Annotated in this window: 14 protein-coding genes and 1 pseudogene; 11 read left to right on the top strand and 4 right to left on the bottom strand. The window is 67.9% G+C overall.

Annotated features, from left to right (window positions below):
• The first annotated feature begins 110 nt into the window (after positions 1-110).
• On the top strand, positions 111-1,001 hold the full coding sequence (locus ACWBU6_RS16450) for a LysR family transcriptional regulator (RefSeq protein WP_452644490.1): 891 nt from the start codon (positions 111-113) through the stop codon (positions 999-1,001).
• On the opposite strand, the gene ACWBU6_RS16445 is transcribed toward ACWBU6_RS16450, so the two are convergent.
• On the bottom strand, positions 998-3,373 hold the full coding sequence (locus ACWBU6_RS16445; protein ID WP_452644489.1) for a diguanylate cyclase domain-containing protein: 2,376 nt from the start codon (positions 3,371-3,373) through the stop codon (positions 998-1,000). The two genes, ACWBU6_RS16450 and ACWBU6_RS16445, sit on opposite strands and share 4 nt — an antisense overlap.
• 107 nt (positions 3,374-3,480) lie before the next feature.
• Here ACWBU6_RS16445 and ACWBU6_RS16440 point away from each other — a divergent pair, with 107 nt between their 5' ends.
• Complete coding sequence (locus tag ACWBU6_RS16440; RefSeq protein ID WP_452644488.1) at positions 3,481-4,680, top strand: hypothetical protein; 1,200 nt, start codon at positions 3,481-3,483, stop codon at positions 4,678-4,680.
• On the opposite strand, the gene ACWBU6_RS16435 is transcribed toward ACWBU6_RS16440, so the two are convergent.
• Positions 4,677-4,856: a hypothetical protein gene (locus tag ACWBU6_RS16435; RefSeq protein ID WP_452644487.1), complete on the bottom strand. Its 180-nt coding sequence runs from the start codon at positions 4,854-4,856 to the stop codon at positions 4,677-4,679. The two genes, ACWBU6_RS16440 and ACWBU6_RS16435, sit on opposite strands and share 4 nt — an antisense overlap.
• Before the next feature lie 202 nt (positions 4,857-5,058).
• Here ACWBU6_RS16435 and ACWBU6_RS16430 point away from each other — a divergent pair, with 202 nt between their 5' ends.
• Genes ACWBU6_RS16430 through ACWBU6_RS16415 form a run of 4 tightly spaced genes read left to right on the top strand, consistent with a single transcriptional unit; the run spans position 5,059 to position 9,906 of the window.
• On the top strand, positions 5,059-6,447 hold the full coding sequence (locus tag ACWBU6_RS16430) for a class I SAM-dependent methyltransferase (protein WP_452644486.1): 1,389 nt from the start codon (positions 5,059-5,061) through the stop codon (positions 6,445-6,447).
• On the top strand, positions 6,444-7,805 hold the full coding sequence (locus ACWBU6_RS16425; RefSeq protein WP_452644485.1) for a sensor histidine kinase: 1,362 nt from the start codon (positions 6,444-6,446) through the stop codon (positions 7,803-7,805). Before ACWBU6_RS16430 ends, ACWBU6_RS16425 begins: the two co-directional genes overlap by 4 nt.
• Positions 7,802-8,920 (top strand): hybrid sensor histidine kinase/response regulator, encoded by a 1,119-nt coding sequence (locus ACWBU6_RS16420; RefSeq protein ID WP_452644484.1) that lies wholly within the window; start codon positions 7,802-7,804, stop codon positions 8,918-8,920. The genes ACWBU6_RS16425 and ACWBU6_RS16420 overlap by 4 nt, the downstream gene beginning before the upstream one ends.
• Positions 8,917-9,906: a response regulator gene (locus ACWBU6_RS16415; protein WP_452644483.1), complete on the top strand. Its 990-nt coding sequence runs from the start codon at positions 8,917-8,919 to the stop codon at positions 9,904-9,906. The genes ACWBU6_RS16420 and ACWBU6_RS16415 overlap by 4 nt, the downstream gene beginning before the upstream one ends.
• On the opposite strand, the pseudogene ACWBU6_RS16410 reads toward ACWBU6_RS16415, so the two are convergent.
• Positions 9,907-10,568 (bottom strand): annotated as a pseudogene (locus ACWBU6_RS16410) (methyl-accepting chemotaxis protein).
• A 92-nt stretch (positions 10,569-10,660) separates the two neighbouring features.
• Between ACWBU6_RS16410 and ACWBU6_RS16405 the strand changes: the two are divergent.
• From ACWBU6_RS16405 to ACWBU6_RS16395, 3 genes are all read left to right on the top strand, one after another.
• On the top strand, positions 10,661-10,843 hold the full coding sequence (locus ACWBU6_RS16405) for a hypothetical protein (protein WP_452644482.1): 183 nt from the start codon (positions 10,661-10,663) through the stop codon (positions 10,841-10,843).
• A gap of 83 nt (positions 10,844-10,926) precedes the next feature.
• Positions 10,927-15,054, top strand: a complete 4,128-nt coding sequence (locus tag ACWBU6_RS16400) for an ATP-binding protein (RefSeq protein ID WP_452644481.1) — start codon at positions 10,927-10,929, stop codon at positions 15,052-15,054.
• Positions 15,036-15,959, top strand: a complete 924-nt coding sequence (locus ACWBU6_RS16395) for a diguanylate cyclase domain-containing protein (RefSeq protein WP_452644480.1) — start codon at positions 15,036-15,038, stop codon at positions 15,957-15,959. Before ACWBU6_RS16400 ends, ACWBU6_RS16395 begins: the two co-directional genes overlap by 19 nt.
• On the opposite strand, the gene ACWBU6_RS16390 is transcribed toward ACWBU6_RS16395, so the two are convergent.
• The gene (locus tag ACWBU6_RS16390) at positions 15,940-16,929 is read right to left on the bottom strand and encodes a diguanylate cyclase (RefSeq protein WP_452644479.1); all 990 of its coding nucleotides are present in this window, start codon (positions 16,927-16,929) and stop codon (positions 15,940-15,942) included. The genes ACWBU6_RS16395 and ACWBU6_RS16390 overlap by 20 nt on opposite strands.
• A 144-nt stretch (positions 16,930-17,073) precedes the next feature.
• Between ACWBU6_RS16390 and queE the strand changes: the two genes are divergently transcribed.
• Complete coding sequence (queE, locus tag ACWBU6_RS16385; protein WP_452644478.1) at positions 17,074-17,706, top strand: 7-carboxy-7-deazaguanine synthase; 633 nt, start codon at positions 17,074-17,076, stop codon at positions 17,704-17,706.
• Between the two features lie 3 nt (positions 17,707-17,709).
• Positions 17,710-18,153 (top strand): 6-carboxytetrahydropterin synthase QueD, encoded by a 444-nt coding sequence (gene queD / locus ACWBU6_RS16380; protein WP_452644477.1) that lies wholly within the window; start codon positions 17,710-17,712, stop codon positions 18,151-18,153.

Genomic DNA, 18,153 nt, shown 5'->3' with positions numbered 1-18,153 from the left:
TATCCAGTGCAAGGGACCGATTCCAAGCAGAGGGAAGCGCGCCACCGTGTCGGACCAGTCTTACACGGTCGTGTAGAATCTGCCGCCATCGGGTTTCTACAGGATCGCACATGCTTGACGCAATGTCGATGGACCAGCTGCGCACTTTCATCGCCGCGGCGGAAGAGGGCAGTTTTTCGGCGGCCGGCCGCAAGCTGCGGCGCGCGCAATCGGTGGTCAGCCAGACCCTGGCCAACCTCGAATTGCAAGTGGGTTTCGCGCTGTTCGACCGCAGCGGCAGGTATCCGCGCCTGACCGAGCAGGGCCGCGCCTTGCTGGGTGCCGCGCGCGCCGCCGCCAGCAGCATGGACCGCTTCAAGGCCAAGGCCCGCACCCTGGCCGAAGGCCTGGAAGCCGAGCTGTCGGTCGCAGTGGACGTGATGTTCCCGATCGCGCGCCTGACCGAGGCGGTGCGCGCCTTCCACCATGAATTTCCCGGCACGCCGCTGCGGCTGGACGTCGAGGCGCTGGGTGCGGTGGTGCAGCCCTTGCTGGAGCGGCGCTGCCGGCTGGCGGTAGTGGGCTCCTATCCCGACGTGCCGCCGGAATGCGAAACGGACTTCTTGTTCGAGGTGCCGCTGGTGGCGGTGGCTGCGGCCGGTCACCCGCTGGCGGCATTGCCGGCGCCGATCGCACGCAGCGAGGCGGCGCGCCATATACAGTTGATCCTGAGCGACCGCTCGGCGCTGACGGCGGGACGCCAGTTCGGCGTGCTCAACCAGCAAGGATGGCGCCTGGCCGACCTGGGCGCCAAGCATGCCTTCCTGCGCGCGGGGCTGGGCTGGGGCGGCATGCCGCGCCATATGGTGCAGGACGAGCTGGCCAGCGGCGCCCTGGTCGAACTGTCGCTGGAAGCGAGCCCCATCCTGGGCCAGGCTTTCTCGATGTATGCGGTCTGGCGCAAGGATGCGCCGCCGGGGCCGGCCGGGCGCCGCTTCATCGCGCTGCTGCGCCAAGCCTAGGGCGGCGCGGCAGCCGTCTCCGGCAGGCCGCGGCCCAGGTCGATGGTGAAGCCGTTGCGGCCGCGCCGCTTGGTGTCGTACAGGGCCATGTCGGCCCGCCCGATCAGCCCGCCCGCCGTTTCGGTACCGCCGGCGTACAGCGCAATGCCGATGCTGGTGGTCACGCGCAGCGGCGCGCCCAGCACGGTGAAGTCGGGCGCCACGGCCGCCATGACTTTTTCCGCCAGCAGCTGCACTTCGTCGGCATGGCGGATGTTTTCAAATACGATCACGAATTCGTCACCGGCCAGGCGCGCCACGGTATCGGTGGTGCGCACGCTGCCCGACAGGCGCAGCGCGAATTCCTTCAGCACTTCGTCGCCGCCGGCGTGGCCCAGGCTGTCGTTGATGTGTTTGAAGTTGTCGATATCGAGGTAGGCCAGCGCCATCTGGCTGTCCTGGCGCCGCACGCGCTCGATGGCCTGGTCCAGCACATCCTCGAACTGGCGCCGGTTGGGGATGCCGGTCAGTGGATCGCGCCGCGCCTGGCGCAGCAGTTCGGCCTCCACTTCGCGGCTGCGCGTCACGTCGCTGGTCAGGGCGTAGACGAAAGGCACGCTGCCATCCTTGCGCACTTCCGGCACGAAGATGGTTTCCAGGATGCGCGGTTCGCCGTGCAGCCGCGCCCCCGACTCGTATTCGGTCACCTCGCCGGCGAAGGCGCGCTCGAGCCAGGGGCGCGCTTCGCGGTAGACCGCTTCCCCACTGACGCTGGACATGGGGCGGCCGGGCAGGGTGTCGGGATCGATGTCGAGCCAGCGGCGGTAAGTGGCGTTACCGAACTGCAGCACGTGCTCACGGTCGATGGCGCTGATCATGACCGGCAAGTGGTCGGCAATCAGGCGCAGCCGCTTTTCGCTGGCCGCCTGGGCCAGTTCGGCACTCTTGCGTTCGGTGATGTCGGTGCACATCATATAAAAGCCGGGCACGCTGCCGTCAGGGGCCAGGTCCGGCACCAGTTCGGCCATCAGGTGCAGGTGGCGCTCCAGCTCCTCGCCGGGGCGCTCGACATGGATGCGGCGGCCGCCCAGCACGATCTCGAAGCAATCCTGCCAGCGCGCCAGGGCCTCGGCGCCAAACACTTCAGCAAAACTTTTGCCGACCATGGCGCGCGGGTCGATGCCGAGCAGGAACTGGTAGTGTTCATTGGTGAAGCGGAAGCGCAGGTCGCGGTCGATATAGGCCACCAGCGCCGGAATATTGTCGGCGATGACGCGCGCCCGCTTTTCGCTCTCGGCCAGGCGCTCCTGCGCCGCCTGGCGTTCGGCCGTCAGTTCGTACAGCGCTTCGCTGAGTTCCCCGATCTCGTCCTTGCCGCCGCTGCGCAGCAGGCCGATCTCGGCGCCGCGGTTGCGGATGGCGTGCAGGTTGGCGCGCAGCTTCTGCAGCGGCGACAGCAGCACGTTGATGGTCAGCCAGCTCAGCACTCCGGCCACGGCGGCAAACAGGCTGGCCGCCAGCACCGCTTGCTGGCGCATGCTGATCATGGGCGCGAACGCTTCGGCGGTCGGGTAGCGTGCCGCCACGATCCAGTTGGTGGCATTCAGGCGCTTATAGGAATAGATGCCATCCACCCCATCCTTGTTGGTCGCTTCCATCCAGCCCTCGAAGCCGTCGAGCGCGCGCTGGGTGCCGAGATTGAGGCCGGGCCGCGCATTGATATGCTCGAGCAGGCGCGACTTGTTGGGATGGTTCACCAGCAAGCCTTCGGTGGTCATGATGAACATGAAGCCGGTTTTGCCGGGCTTCATGGTGTTGAAATGGTGGAAGAAGTCCGAGTTCAGCAAGTCGATGCTGCCCACCAGGACCGCCTGCACGTCGCCGCCGCTGTCGACGATGGGATGGGTCAGCACGACCACCGGCAAGCTCGATACGCGGCCGCGCAGCGGCGGCGATATGATGGCCCGCTTTTGCAGCAGGGTCTGTTCGAAATAGGCGCGGTCGGCCACGTTCGGATTGTCCTGTTGCGGCGGACGCAGGCTGGCCAGGTATTTGCCGCTGCTGTCAAAGGCGGCCACGTTGGCGAACTCGGACGAGGCCGAAGCATGGCGTTCGATGGCGGCGTGGATGGCGGCGGGCGTGCGCTGGCCGGCCGGGATGGCTTCGGCAATGGTGGCCAGCAGCAGGCGCTTGTTGGCCAGCTGTTCGTCGATATGGGCGGCGGCCACCGACAGCAGGCTGAACTGTTGTTGGCCGATCACGCTTTTCATGTCGCGTTCCGACATCGACAGCGCCAGCCAGGTGACGATGGAAGTGGCCGCCAGCACGAACAAGATGACCACGCAGGTCATGCGCGCGCGCAGGCTCTGTGGGAGCAATCGGGTGAGGGCCATGGCTTAGTATTGCACACCTGTTTGCCAGTGTGTTCTAAAATCCAAGGCACAGCCTAATTTGGAAATAATGTGAAAAATGCAATGACACTTAGCCCGGTGAACTGAGAATGGCGCACTTTCACCTGGCTTGGGAACTTGGCGGGGATCCCGCCCATGCGGCACGCTTGCGGGTCATTGCGCAAGCCCTGCTGGCACGCGGCCATGCGGTCAGCCTGTCGCTGCGCGACCTGGGGCAGGCGCGCCGCCTGCTGGGCGCGCTCGATGTAACGATGCTGCAGGCGCCGCTCTGGCTGCACGGCGCCGGTGCCGGGCAGCATGCGGCCAGCCTGGCCGAGATCATGCTCGCCTCCGGCTACCGCGAAGCGCAGGCGCTCGATGCGCTGGTGCGCGGCTGGCGTTCAGTGCTGCAATTGCTGAAGCCGGACGTGGTGGTGGCCGAGTTCGCGCCGACGGCCCTGCTGGCGGCGCGCACTCTGGACATTCCCTCGGCAGCGGTGGGCGCCGGCTTCACCTTGCCGCCGCCGGGCCAGCCCCTGCCCAACTTCCGGCCCTGGGAGGCAATGGATTTGCAGCGCCTTGCCGCCGCCGAGCTGCACACCCTGAAAGTGATGAACACGGTGCTGGTGCACCACGGCGGCGTGCCGTATGTGCAGGCGGCCGATGCGCTGCTGGGGCGCCAGCATTTCCTGTGCGCCTGGCCCGAACTGGACCATTACGGCCGCCCGCCCGAGCGCGAGCAGTGGTACGGGCCGGCCTTCGTGGCGCCGTCCGGCGAAGCGCCGCAATGGCCGCCCGGCCACGGCCACAAGGTGTTCGCCTACCTGCGCCAGGAGCACCCGGCCCACGTGGCGGTGCTGCATGCGCTGGTGATGGAAGGCTGCCGCGTGCTGTGCTACCAGCCGGAAGTGGCGGCCGGGGCGGTGCCGCCGGTGCACGCCACCAGCCTGGCCTATGCGCGCGGTCCGGTCGACCTGGCCGCGGCGCTGGCCGAATCGCGCCTGTGCGTGAGCCAGGCCGGCGAAGGCAGCATCACGCATGCGCTGCTGGCGGCGGTGCCCATGCTGCTGCTGCCGACCCAGCTCGAACGCTACCTGCTGGCGGCGCGCCTGGAGCAGGCGGGGGTGGCAGTCAATGGCGGCCGTTTGCCGGGGACGGTGGACTGGCGCGGCGTGGTGCGCAGCCTGCTGATGGATGGGCGCACCCTGATGGCGGCGCGCGGGGTGGCCAACCGCTATGCCGGCTTCACGCCGGCCCAGATGGCGGCGCGCCTGGCGCAGCGCCTGGAACTGCTGGCGGCCAACGCTTAATGCGGCGCCGGCGGCCGGCGCTGTTCGCAGTAATGGCGCCAGGCCAGTTCTTCCAGCGCGGCCACCGCGTCGCGCAGGCCATCGAAGCGCGGATCGGCAAAACTGCGCGCAAACCGTTCGTGGAATTCAGCCCGCTCCAGTTCGGCGGGACTTTGCTGGCGTGGCTGCTTCATCATGTTCTCCAAGTCCTCGGCGCCAGTTTGACACCAGGAAATGGTCGCGTCTGTGCGGCAGCGTACTTTTGGTGCCGGCTGCACTTGTCATTAGAATAATCCCTACTAATCGTCAGGCAATTCTTCCCTGGGAAACGTTGCGATTTGGGCTACAAGTCAGTACACTCGATTTAATTCACGGCAACCATTTAAGTTCCGAAAAAAAGTGTATTCACAGGCGCAAATCGATCCGGTCGTCAGTTTCCTGAACACGCAAGGTGAAGCCGTCCGCGGCACCATCGTGACGCTGCAGCGCAAGTCGCTGGTGATGGAAGTGTATAACCCGTATTCCATCGTGCAGGTCAGCGAGGTGCTGAGCGAACTGACGGTGCGCATGGGCACGGCCAACGCCTATATCGGCAAGGCGGTGGTGATCAGCATGGTCAACACCGGGCTGACGGCGGTGGTCTCGGTGACCCTGATCGACGAATGGCGTGAACTGAGCGAGGTGGTCATGCTGCCAGGTGCCGTGGGCCGCGAAGCGAGCAAGTTCGTGCTGGACTGGGACGAGCGTTTCCGCATCCGCCGCGATTACCAGATTGCCGTCAACGAATCGCGCGCCTACCTGGCCGAGGTGGCGCGCTGGGTGGAACAGGTCGACCTGTCCGACTCGCTGCCCAAAGAGAACGGCCGCCTGCGCGCCGACGTGTTCGCCGAGCTGGCCGAGCCCCTGATCGGGCGCGTGCGCCGCTATTTCGACGACTTGAACAAGGAAGCCGGGCTGGTCGAGCAGGACGCTGCCGCCGCCCACCGCGCCTTTGCCCAGGGCGCGCTGCATCCGCTGATCCTGCGCGCGCCGTTCGTGTTCCGCACCTTCAGCAAGCCGCTCGGCTACGCCGGCGACTACCAGATGGTCAACCAGATCCTGGGCGACCCGCGCCAGGGCCCGAGCACCTACTTCCAGATCGTCAATGCCGCCTTCCTGCAGACGGCCGTGGCGGTGGCGCACCGCAACCGCATCGATATCCTGGTCGATTTCCTGAAACGCCATGCCGACGCGGCGCGCCGCGTCGGACGCCCGTTCCGCGTGCTGAACGTGGGTTGTGGCCCGGCCCAGGAAATCCAGCGCTTCCTGCGCGAGTACGACGAGCCGCACTGGCTGTCGTTCGAACTGGTCGACTTCAGCGAAGAGACGCTGGCCTGGACGCGCGGCCAGCTGGGCGGCATTAGCGCCGGCCTGGCGCGCCAGCCGGACATCCGCTTCGTGCAGGATTCGGTGCACAATCTGCTGAAACGGCGCGTCGACGGTCCGCAGCTGGGCGCCGATTTCGACGTGGTGTATTGCGCCGGCCTGTTCGACTACCTGTCGGACAAGGTGTGCAGCCGCCTGCTGGGCTATTTCGCCTCTTGCATGAAGCGCGGCGGGCGCCTGCTGGTGACCAACGTCCACAGCAGCAACCCGGAACGGCCGGGCATGGAGCACCTGCTGGAGTGGTACCTGATCTACCGCGACGAAGCCAAGATGGGGCAACTGCTGCCGCCCCAGTCGCGCGAACGCAGCACCTATGTCGATGCGACCGGCGTCAATGTGTTTGCCGAAGCGTCGCTGCCATGACCGGACCGGCCCCTTACGTGAACCTGCACCTGCATACGGCGTACGAGTCCGACTTGCGCGCCTACCGCCTGCGCTTTAGCCGCGGCGGCGCCTGGACCGCGATCGGCCTGGTGCTGCTGGGGATCGGCCTCGATTTCAGCCTCTACCCCGAGCACCTGGGCCAATTCACGCTGGCGCGCGTGCTGGTGTCGCTGGCCATCCTCGGCATTATCGGCCTGATGCGCCGGCCCTGGGGCGCGCGCCATGTGGAGGCGATGAGTTTCGCCTGGCTGATGCTGCCGCAGATCATGATCGCCTGGATGATTGCCGTCACCGAAGGCGCGGCCTCGATCTACTATGCGGGCCTGAACCTGGGCGTGTTCGCCTCGGCCATCGCTTTTGCCTTCCGCATGTGGCAAAACCTGACGCTCGGCCTGCTGACCTACCTGCTGTACGCGGCGGCCTGCTGGGTGCACGAGGGCCAGGCGCCGGTGGGCGGCGCCTTTGCCGTCAATTCGCTGCTGCTGGCCTTTAGCGCCATCGCCAGCGCGGTCTGCACCTACTATAACGAGCAGGCGCGCTTCAACCTGTTCCAGCTCAAGGCGGAGCTGGCCGACAAGAACGCCCAGCTCGAAGCGAACAACCGCAGCCTGGCCGAAATCAAGGGCCAGATGCTGCAGCAGGAGAAGATGGCGGCGCTGGGCACGCTGGCGGCCGGCCTGCTGCACGAGGTGAACAATCCGGTCAACTTCTGCATGATGGCGATCGATATCGCACTGGAAGAGCCGGCCGCCAAGAGCAGCGAAGTGCTGCACGAATGCCTGACCGACGCCAAATCGGGCATGCAGCGCGTGCAGTACATCGTGTCCGACCTGAAGACCTTTGCCTACCGCAAGTCCGGCACCGATCACGAAAGCGCGCAATTCCTGTTCGAGCGCGCGCTGGAGTCGTCGGTGCGCCTGGTCGGCCATGAGATCAAGGGCATCAAGGTCAACCGCCACCTGCAGCCCGATACCCTGGTGCGCGGCGACGAGGCCGCCATCATCGGCGTGCTGATCAACCTGCTCAGCAATGCGGCGCTGGCCATGCGCAAGGGTGCCACGCAAGGACCGGCCATCGATGTCTACGCCGAAGCGCGCGGCGAGCGGCTGCAGATCACGGTGCGCGACAACGGCCCGGGCATTGCGCCGGAAAATATCGGCCGCGTGTTCGAGCCCTTCTTTACCACGCGTGAAGTGGGCCAGGGCCTGGGCCTGGGGCTGTCGATCTGCTACAGCGTGATCCAGCGCCACGGCGGCCTGCTCTTGGCCGAGAGCGTGCCTGGCGAATGGACCCGCTTCACGTTCGACCTGCCGCGCGTGAGCGGAGGCGAAAAATGAGCGCGCGCAGCCAGCCAGCGACCGTGCTGTACGTGGACGACGAGGAACTGGCGCGCAAGTATTTTGCGCGCGCGGTGGAAAACGACTTCACCGTCCTGACCGCGCCCGGTGTGGACGAGGCGCTGGAAATCCTGGCCCGGCCCGACAGCGACGTCGAGGTGCTGGTGACCGACTACCGCATGCCGGGCCGGGTCGGCGCCGAGCTGCTGCGCCAGGTCGAACGCGACTACCCGCACCTGGTGCGCATCCTGGTGACGGCCTATGCCGACAAGGAGGTGCTGCTCGAGACCATCAACGGCGGCGACATCTTCCGCATCCTGGAAAAGCCGCTGGACGCCAACACCGTGCGCGAAGCGCTGCGCCTGGCCAGCGCCCACGCGCGCGAGCGCGCCATGCGCCGCCAAAGCCTGCTGGCCATCGAGGAAACGGTGTCTTTCCTGGCACATGAACTGAATACCCCGCTGGCCACCATCGCCAACTTCGCGCGCAACATCCAGCGCCGCGTCGGCGGCCAGGCGGAAGACAGCGGCCTGCCGCTTAAAGCCGAGATCGGCAACGCTGCGGCGCATATGCACGACAATGCGCGCTACTGCCTGTCGGTGCTGGCTTCCTTCGTCGAATCGGTCAAGCGCGCCAGCGTGGTGCCGGCCGCACGCGGCGCCAGCAGCAGTGCCCGGCAACTGGTCGCCGCCCTCTTGGGCGTCTACCCGCTGGCGCCCGGCCAGCGCGAGGCGATCGAGGTGGAGGTGCAGGCCGACTTTACCGTGCGCGCTGCGCCCAACTGCGTGGCGCTGGTGCTGTCTTCGCTGCTGAGTAATGCGCTGCGCGCGCTGCAGGGCCGGCCCGCGCCGCGCATCAGCATTACCGTTGGCGTCGCCGAGCGCCCGTATATCATCGTGCAGGACAACGGCCCGGGCATTGCGCCGGCGCTGCTGAACCGCCTGCTGCTGGACCCGGTGTCCATGCACGGCAAGGAAGGCGGCAGCGGCTGGGGGCTGATCTTTTGCAACCGCGTGATGCAATCGTTCGGCGGCCACCTGCGGGTGCAGTCGGAACAGGGTTGCAGCACCACCGTCACCATGAATTTCCCGGAGTTAGAGAAGGAACGAGCATGACAGAACAAGCGACCAAACAAACGCCGGCGATACTTTACGTCGACGACGAGGCGACCGCCCTCAAATATTTCCAGCGCGCCCTGGGCTCGCTGGCGCCGGTCCACGTGGCCGAGTCGGTGGAGGAGGGCAAGCGCATGCTCGACGAACATGCCGATGAGATCGCGGTGCTGGTGTCGGACCAGCGCATGCCCGGCGCCTATGGCAACGAGCTGCTGTTCTATGCGTGGGACCGCTACCCGCATATCGTGCGCATCCTGACCACCGCCTACTCGGAACTGGAGCACACGGTCGACGCGGTCAACCAGGGCCAGATCCACCGCTATATCCAGAAACCGTGGGATATCGCCGCGCTGCGCATGGAGCTGAAACAGGCGCTGGCCCTGGCCAAGCTGCAAAAGGAACACTCGCAACTGCTGCGCGAAAAGCTGCTGGTGCGCCAGAAACAGGCCGTGGCCAGCCGCATCGGCACCCTGTACACGCTGGCGGCGAGCCTGTCGGCCGGGCCATCCTTCGTGCCGGTGGAAAGCTACCTGGCGGGCGCCCTGAGCGCGGGCATGACGCCGCCGGAACCGGACTGGCTGATGCTGGACCATTCCGACCTGATCAGCTCGGAAGCTTTCCGCAGCGCCGCCTTCGGCTGCGCCGTGCGCGACCACCTGCAAGAGCTGGAGCAGCGCTACGCCGACGCCGACCCGGCGCACGTCTTTGCGCTGCTGGCGGAAGCCTTCGGCCCGACCTTCCGTGCGGTCGACGCCGGCCACGCCCTGTTCCTGCAGGCGTCCCAGCTCACCGAATTCCTGGAAACGCCGACCAGCGCAGCGGTGTCGTCGCAGCACGCCTTCTGGCTGGCCTGCCTGCTGTGGCTGGGCAAGCGCGGCGCGGCGCTGCACATGGGCGGCAGCGCGCAGGGCGTCGAATGCCGCCTGGTGCAGGCCGACGCTGCCCTGACGCCGGCGCAGCTGGCGGCCTGGGTCGAGCAGTTTTGATCAGGGCAGCGCCAAGGCGCGCTGCCGCTGTGCACTGGCGCCCTGGCTGCCCATGAGCTGAGCCAGGCGGCGCGCCTGCTCCAGCATGGTGGCCGAAGCGCCGGCCGTGATGCCCTGCACCGGGCCGGCCACCTGCTGCACCGATCCCACCAGTTGTTCCATCGTGTGCCCGGTCGCTCGCGCCAGCTGGTTGCCGTGGGCGGCCTTGGCTGCCGTATCGCCGATCAGCTGGCGGATTGCCTGCGCGGCCGCGCAGCTGCGCTGGGCCAGGCTGCGCACCGCGCTGGCCACGACGGCAAAGCCGCGCCCTGGTCGCCGGCGCGCACCGCTTCCACTGCCGCGCTCAGCGCCAGGAGACTGCTCTGGAAAGCGATGCCGTCGATCACGCCGATGATGTCGTGGATGCGGTGCGCGCCATGGCCGGCGTTGCGGCGCAGCGCCTGGGCCAGTTGTTGTGCCGCGTCCACAGTGCGCAGCAGTTGGGCGGCCTGGCGCCCGGTGCGCGCCGGCAAGTCGTGGTTGCCGCTGGCGATGGCGTGGACCGCATCGCTGATGGCGTCGATGCCGCGCCGGGCTTGGCTGACGGTGTGCTGCCTGCGCCCGCAGCGCGCTTGCAGGCAGCGCTGCGGCGGGCAAGCCGGCCAGCCAGGCCGCCCTGGCATGGCGGTCTGGCATGCGGCGCTCGCCTTCTGTGCGCTGTGCCCGGCAAAGCCTGGCTAGCATAGGGACCGGACCTGAAACAAGGAGGCCTGTCATGCCAAGAGGATCGAGCCAGAAGCGGGAACGCGAATACAAGGAACTCAAGCAGGAGTTCAAGCAGGAACACCGCTACCCCGGCCGCGAAGAGGAAGTGGCGGCGCGCATCGTGAACAAGCAGCGCCGCGAGCACGGCGAAACCAAGGCGCAGAAGGCGCGCGCGCGCCGTAAAGTGCATTAAGCAAGGCGGTTTGGGCAAGACTTTCTGGCAACTTTTCGCGGGAGAGTCGGTTATACTCGGGGCTTCGGAGAAGCGGAGCCGCCATGCCAGACGAAGCCTTGCCTGCACCTGCCTCGCGGCGATACCCCAAAGGCCCGGCGGGCCTGGGGACGGTGCTGGCCGGCCTGCTGGCGAGCGCGGTCCTGTTGCTGAGCTTGCTCACGGTGGCCCTGCTGGGCTGGCGCGCGGGCGAAGAGTTCAAGCGCAGCATCGGCCAGGGCTTGGCGCAGCGCGCTGCCGCCAGTGCCGACCAGCTCGACGCGGCCATGTTCGAGCGTTACCGCGAAGTGCAGTTGCTGGCGCGCCGCGCCGGCCAAGCGAGCGTGGCGCAGCGCCGCCAGCTGCTGGAAGATGTACAGCGCACCTATCCCCTGTATGCCTGGATTGGCCTGGCCGACGCGGCCGGCAAAGTCACCGTTGCCACCGGCGGCCTGCTGGAAGGCGCCGACCTCTCGCGCCAGCCATGGTGGGCCGACGCCCCAAGCGGCGTGTATGTGCACGATGTGCACGCCGAACCCTTGCTGGGGCGGCTGTTGCCGGCCAATGGCAGCCGCGCGCTGCGCGTGCTTGACCTGGCTTTCCCCTTGTATGACGGGGCCAGCCGCCCGGCCGGGGTGCTGGGCGTACAGCTGCACTGGAACTGGGCGCGCGAACTGCTGGGAGAGCAGGTGCTGGTGGTCGGGCGCAGCGGCAAGGTGCTGGCCGGTCCGGACGGTTTGCTGGAGCAACCGGCGCCGGGCGCCGCCCTGGCGCAGGCCCGGCTGCAGCATGCCGGCTATGTGGAAGAGCGCTGGGCCGACGGCCGCCACTACCTGGTGGGATACGCGCGCACCCGCGGCTACGACGGCTATCCGGGATTGGGCTGGACGGTGCTGGTGCGCCAGGACAGCGCCCTGGCCCTGGCCGGGGTGCGGCGCCTGCAAGCCGGGGTTGCGCTGGGCGGGGCGGCGCTGGCCGTGCTGTTTGCCCTGCTGGGCTGGCGCACGGCGCGCGCCCTGCAGCAGCCGCTGCAGCAGGCGGCTGCCGCCTTGCGCGCGGTGGATGCGGCGGCGCCAGGCGCGCTGCCGGCGCTGGCCGGCAGCTTCCGCGAACTGGACGGCCTGCGCGCCGCCTGCCATGACGTGCTGGAGCGCCAGCAGGAGCAGGCGCGGCAGCTGGCCGGGCAACAGGCGGCGCTGCAGCTGCAGCTGGCGCAATGCCAGGCCGACCTGGCGCGGGCGCAGGAGCAGGGGCGCGCAGCCGAATTGCGGCGCCAGGCGATGCTGGCGGCGACCCAGCAAGCCTTCCTTGGCCTGAGCGGCGCGGGCCTGGTCAGCGACTGGAACGCGCGCGCCAGCGAGATCTTCGGCTGGCAGCGCGCCGAGGTGCTGGGCCAGCCGGTCGAGCAGCTGCTGCAGGTGAGCAGCGCCCTGCTGGCCAGCCTGGCCGACGGCAGCGTGGGCCAGCCCGTGGCGCTGGCCGGCTGGCGCCGCGACGGCGCCCGCTTCGATGCCGAATTGACGCTAGCGCCCCATGTGCTGGACGGCGCGGCGGCGTACGCGGTGTTTGTCACGGACGCCACGCAGAGCCGGCGCAGCGAAGAGGCGGCGGCCGAACAGCTGTCGGCGCTGGCCAGCGCCCAGCTGGAGCTGGCCGACAAGGAGCGCTTCCTGCGCACGGTGGCCGACCACAATCCGGCGGCCATCGGCTATGTCGACCAGGACCAGGTGTTCCGCTTTGCCAACCGCGGCTACCACACCCTGCTGGGGATCGATCCGGCCGCCATGATCGGGCGCAGCATGCAGGAAGTGCTGGGCGAAGCGCTGTACCGGCCGATCGCGCCGCAGGTCGAGGCGGCGCTGCGCGGCGAGCGGGTGCACTTCGAAACCGATACCGAGCGCGCCGGCTGGCAGCGCCACTTCATGACCGACTACATCCCCGACACCGATGTGCAGGGCGAGGTGTGCGGCTTTCACATCGTGGCGCTGGACATCACGGCGCGCAAGAAGGCCGAACTGCAGCAGCAGGAGGCAAGCCGCGCCAAGAGCGCCTTCCTGGCCAATATGAGCCACGAGATCCGCACGCCGATGAATGCCGTGCTGGGCATCGGGCAACTGCTGGAGCGCACGCCGCTTAGCGCCGAGCAGCAGGAATACGTGCGCCTGATCCGCGCCTCCGGCAGCGCGCTGCTGGCCCTGGTCAACGACATCCTCGACCTGTCCAAGATCGAGGCCGGCAAGCTGACGGTGGTGGCGGCGCCGTTCCAGGTCGACGAGCTGGCCGAGGCGGTGGCGGCAGCCATGCAGTCGGCCAGCGTCGGCAAGCGCCTCGACCTGCTGCTGACGCTCGACCCGGACCTGGCGCAAGGCCTGGTGGGCGACTTGCAGCGGCTGCGCCAGGTGGCGCTGAACCTGGTCGGCAATGCCATCAAGTTCACCGCCGAAGGCGAGGTGCGGGTGCATATCGGCAGCAGTGCGCCCGGCAGTTCGATGGAAATCCTGCAGCTGGTGGTGAGCGACAGCGGCATCGGCATGAGCGGCGAACAGCTGGGGCGCCTGTTCAATCCTTTCGAGCAGGCCGACACCTCGACCGCGCGCCGCTTTGGCGGCACCGGCCTTGGCCTGTCGATTTCGCAGCAGCTGGTGCAGCTGATGGGCGGCACCATCACCGTCAGCAGCGAGGCCGGGCGCGGCAGCGAGTTCGTGGTCTCGGTGCCGCTGCAGGTGGCGCGGCGCCAGCGCATGGAGCAGGCGCAAGGGACCGCCCTGGCCGGCCTGCGCGTGCTGCTGGTGGACGACCACGTGCCGACCCTGCACTACCTGGAAGGGCAGCTGCGGCGCTGGGGCTGCGTGGTGGAAGCGCATGCGGCGGCGCCGGCATCGAGCGGCGCCGGCTGGGACGTGGCGCTGGTCGATTCCGTGCTGCTCGATGCGCAAGGCTGCGCCGCGTTTGCCGGCATGTGCCTGGTGGCCCTGAACCGCAGCCTGGACCGCAACTCGCTGCCGGGCGAGACGGCGGCGCTGGCCAAGCCGGTGCTGCCCGCAGCAATGTACCTGCTGCTGCAAGGCTTGCGCCAGCAGGACGGCGTGGCGCCGGGCTCGCCGAAGGCGCAGGAAGCCTACGCCAGCGTGCTGCGCGGCGCCCGCATCCTGCTGGTGGAAGACAACCCGACCAACCAGGTGGTGGCGCGCGGCGTGCTGGAGCCGACCGGGGCGCTGCTGACGGTCGCCGAACACGGCCGCCAGGCGGTGGACCTGCTGCGCGACGACCCGGGCGCCTTCGACCTGGTGCTGATGGATGTGCAGATGCCGGTGATGGACGGCTTCGAGGCAACGCGCATCGTGCGCGAACAGATGGGGCTGAAGCTGCCGATCCTGGCCATGAGCGCGGGCGTGCTCGATACCGAGCAGGCCAGGTGCCAGGAATGCGGCATGGACGGCTTCATTCCCAAGCCGGTCGATTACACCCAGATGCTGGCCAGCATTGCCGCCCACCTCGGCGCCGCGGCCGCGGCGCGCCAGGCAGCCGTGCCGGCAACGCCGGCGCCGCCACCACAGCCGGCGCAGCCGCCGCAGCCAGGGCCGGCCGCAGCGGGCGACGCCGACCAGTTGCCCGGCGTATTTGCCATCCGCAAGCTGCTGGCCATGATCGGCCACGGCCCGCAGCGCCAGAATATCGTCGCGCTGGTCGAGCGCGTGCTGCGCCAGTCGCAAGGCGAGTTCGATGGCGCCCGGGCGCGCTGGCAGGAAGGCGACGCGGCGGCGGCGATGGCGGCGCTGCACGCCTTGCGCGGCGGCGTCGGCAGCCTGGGCGCGCGCCAGTTTGCCGACGCCACGCTGGCGGCCGAAGCGGCCTTGCGCAGCGGCGACGCGGCAGCCATCGCGGCCCGTTTCGACGCCGCCCAGCTGGCCTTGTCGGCCACCTTGCAGGCGGCCGCGCACTGGCTGGCGCAGCAAGGGCCGGCGCCTGCCGCCGCCGTGCAGCAAGACCTGCAGGCGGCCATGCAGACCCTGGCCGACATGCTGCGCCGGCAAGACCTGGACGCGCTGGTGCAGTTTCGCCAACTGCGCCCGCAACTGGCCAGCCAGCGCGGCGACGACGCGGCAGCCCAACTGGAAACCGCCATTGAAGCGCTGGACTTCGGTACCGCGCTCGATGTCTTGAGCGAGGAAGCATGGAAAGCACCATCCTGATCATCGACGACAACCCCGACACCATCCGCCTGATGAGCGCCATGCTGCGCGAGCAGGCGCGCGTGCTGTTTGCCACCAACGGCATGGCGGGGCTGGAAATTGCCCGCGCCCAGCGCCCGCAACTGATCTTGCTTGACCTGCAGATGAAGAGCATGGACGGCTTTGCCGTGTGCGAGCGCATCATGGCCGATCCCGACCTGCGGCATTGCCCGGTGATTTTCGTCACCGCCAGCAGCGGCGTGGAAAGCGAGATTGCCTGCCTTGACGCCGGCGCCGTCGATTTCATCACCAAGCCGCTCAGCGGACCGGTGGTGCAAGCCAGGGTGCGCACCCATTTGCGGCTGCAGGCGGCGCTGGCCAGCCTCGATACGCTGGCGCACAAGGATGGCCTGACCGGCCTGCACAACCGGCGCTATTTCGACGAGCAGATCGCGCTCGAGCTGGCGCGCCACCGGCGCCAGGGCGCGGCGCTGGGCGTGGCGCTGGTCGACGTCGACCACTTCAAGCTGTACAACGACCACTACGGCCACCAGCTGGGCGACGAATGCCTGCGCGCCGTGGCGCAGGCGCTGGCGCAGTGCACCCGGCGCCCGGGCGAACTGGTGGCGCGCTACGGCGGCGAGGAATTCGTGGTGCTGCTGCCCAATAGCTGCGAAGACGAGGTGCTGCGCTACGGCACCTGGATCTGCGAGCATGTGGCGGCGCTCAAGCTGCCGCATGCGGCCTCGCCGGTGGCGCCCCACGTCACCATCAGCGCCGGCCTGTGCTCGCTCGCGCCGGGCGCCGGCGTGGCGCCGGCGCAGCTGCTGGAGGCGGCCGACAAGGCCTTGTATGAAGCCAAGCGCGCCGGCCGCAACCGCGCCAGCCTGGGCGGCGGCGCCGGCGCTATGTGCCAGGCAGGCTGATACGGTTGCGGCCCATGTGTTTGGCGCGGTACAGCGCGGCGTCGGCAGTGGCCACCAGTTGCGCCGGCTGGTGCTCGTGCGAGGCGATGGCCGTGGCGGCGCCGATACTGACCGTGACATAGTGCTGGGCGGCGCCGGCATTGGGCAGGCGCAGCGCCTCGACCCGGCAGCGGATCCGCTCGGCCACGATGGCGGCGCCCTTCAGCGACTGGTTGGGCAGGATCACGGCAAATTCCTCGCCGCCATAGCGCGCCACCAGGTCGTTGGCGCGCATTTCGCCGGCCACCGCCGCCGCGATGCGCTTCAGGCAGTCGTCGCCGCCGACATGGCCGTAGGCGTCGTTGTACTGCTTGAAGTTGTCGACGTCGACCATCAGCAATGACAGCGGCTGTGCCTGGCGCAGGGCGCGCTGCCATTCGGCCAGCAGGGTGTGGTCGAAGCAGCGCCGGTTGGCCAGGCCGGTCAGGCCGTCGCGCGTGGCCAGCTGCTCGAGCGCGATCTGGGCCTGCTTTTCCTCGGTCAAGTCGCGCAGGGTTTCCACCACGGCTACCAGTTGCCCGTCGCTGTCGTGGATCGGGCTGGCGTCGGCGGCCAGGTAGCGGCGGCCGGCCGTGCGCGGCATTTCACACCAGTTTTCCGCGCACAGATTGTCCTTGGCCCCGGCCGGGCCGCGCGACTGGCCGTCGTACAGGTCGAGGATCTCGCCGGTGCGCCCGGCAATCACCAGGTCGGCCAGGGTGGGGCGCTGCTGGGCGTAGAAGGCGCACCAGTGCCCGCTGGTGCCCAGCAGCTCGTGCGCCGGCACGCCGGTCAGGCGTTCGCAGGCGCGGTTCCAGATGATGACCCGGCCCTGGGCATCGAGGACAAAGGTGGGAATGACCAGCAGTTCCATCAGCTTCAGCGCAAAGCCTTGCGGCTGGTCGGGGGAGGGTGCTTCCATCAGATGGGAGATCTTGAGCAGACTATTCATTTGGCGGCGGCCCTGTTTGTTGTTCACTGCGTCGGGAACTTGATTGTGCCGCTGCCGCCAGCGGCAAATGTTGACGAAACGCAAAGCCGTTTCGTTTCGTGAAACGCGCTATAATGTAGGGTTGCCGACCAGTGGATTCACCCCGTGACTTATAGCATCAAGGAAATTTTCTACACCCTGCAGGGCGAAGGCGCCCATGCCGGGCGGCCCGCCGTGTTTTGCCGTTTTTCCGGCTGCAACCTGTGGACGGGCCGCGAACAGGACCGCGCCAGCGCCGTGTGCCAGTTCTGCGATACCGACTTCGTTGGCACCGATGGCGAGCGCGGTGGCAAGTTTGCCACGCCGGCGGCGCTGGCGCAGGAGATCGACAGCCTGTGGCCGGCCGGCCACGGTCACAAATACGTGGTGTTTACCGGCGGCGAACCGCTGCTGCAGCTCGATGCGCCGCTGATCGAGGCGATGCACGCGCTAGGCTTTACCATCGCCATCGAAACCAATGGCACCATCGAGGTGCCGGCGGGCGTGGACTGGATCTGCGTCAGCCCGAAAATGGGATCGAAGCTGGTGGTTGGCAAAGGCAATGAGATCAAGGTCGTGATCCCGCAAAAGGACCAGGACCTGGCCGCCTACGAAGGCCTGGATTTCGAGAATTTCTTCGTGCAGCCGATGGATGGCCCGCTGGCGGCCTTCAATACCGCGCTGGCGATCGAGACCTGCAAGCGCAATCCGAAATGGAAACTGAGCCTGCAAACCCATAAACTGTTGAACATCCCATAAGCAATGCTGACTATTACCCGCAAGCTGGAATTCGATGCCGGCCATCGCATTCCGGACCACAAGAGCCAGTGCCGCAACCTGCACGGCCACCGCTACACCCTGGAAATCACCCTGACCGGCAAGGTGATCGACGCCGAAGGCAATTCCGACAACGGCATGATCATGGACTTCTCCGACGTCAAGACCATCGCCAAGGAACACCTGGTGGACGTCTGGGACCACGCCTTCCTGGTGTACGAGAAGGATGCCGCGGTGAAGGATTTCCTGGCCTCGCTGCCCAACCACAAGACGGTGGTGATCGACCGCATCCCGACGGTGGAAAACCTGGCCGCCGTGGCCTGGGACATCCTGAAGGCCGCCTTCAAGGACCGTTACGGCACCGGCCTGCACCTGCACAAGCTGGTGCTGCACGAAACGCCTAACTGCTGGGCCGAAATTGTCGAATGA

Source organism: Pseudoduganella sp. HUAS MS19, from assembly GCF_053615455.1.
The sequence above is the reverse complement of the archived record's forward strand: the minus strand, read 5'-3'. Positions and strand labels throughout refer to the sequence as shown.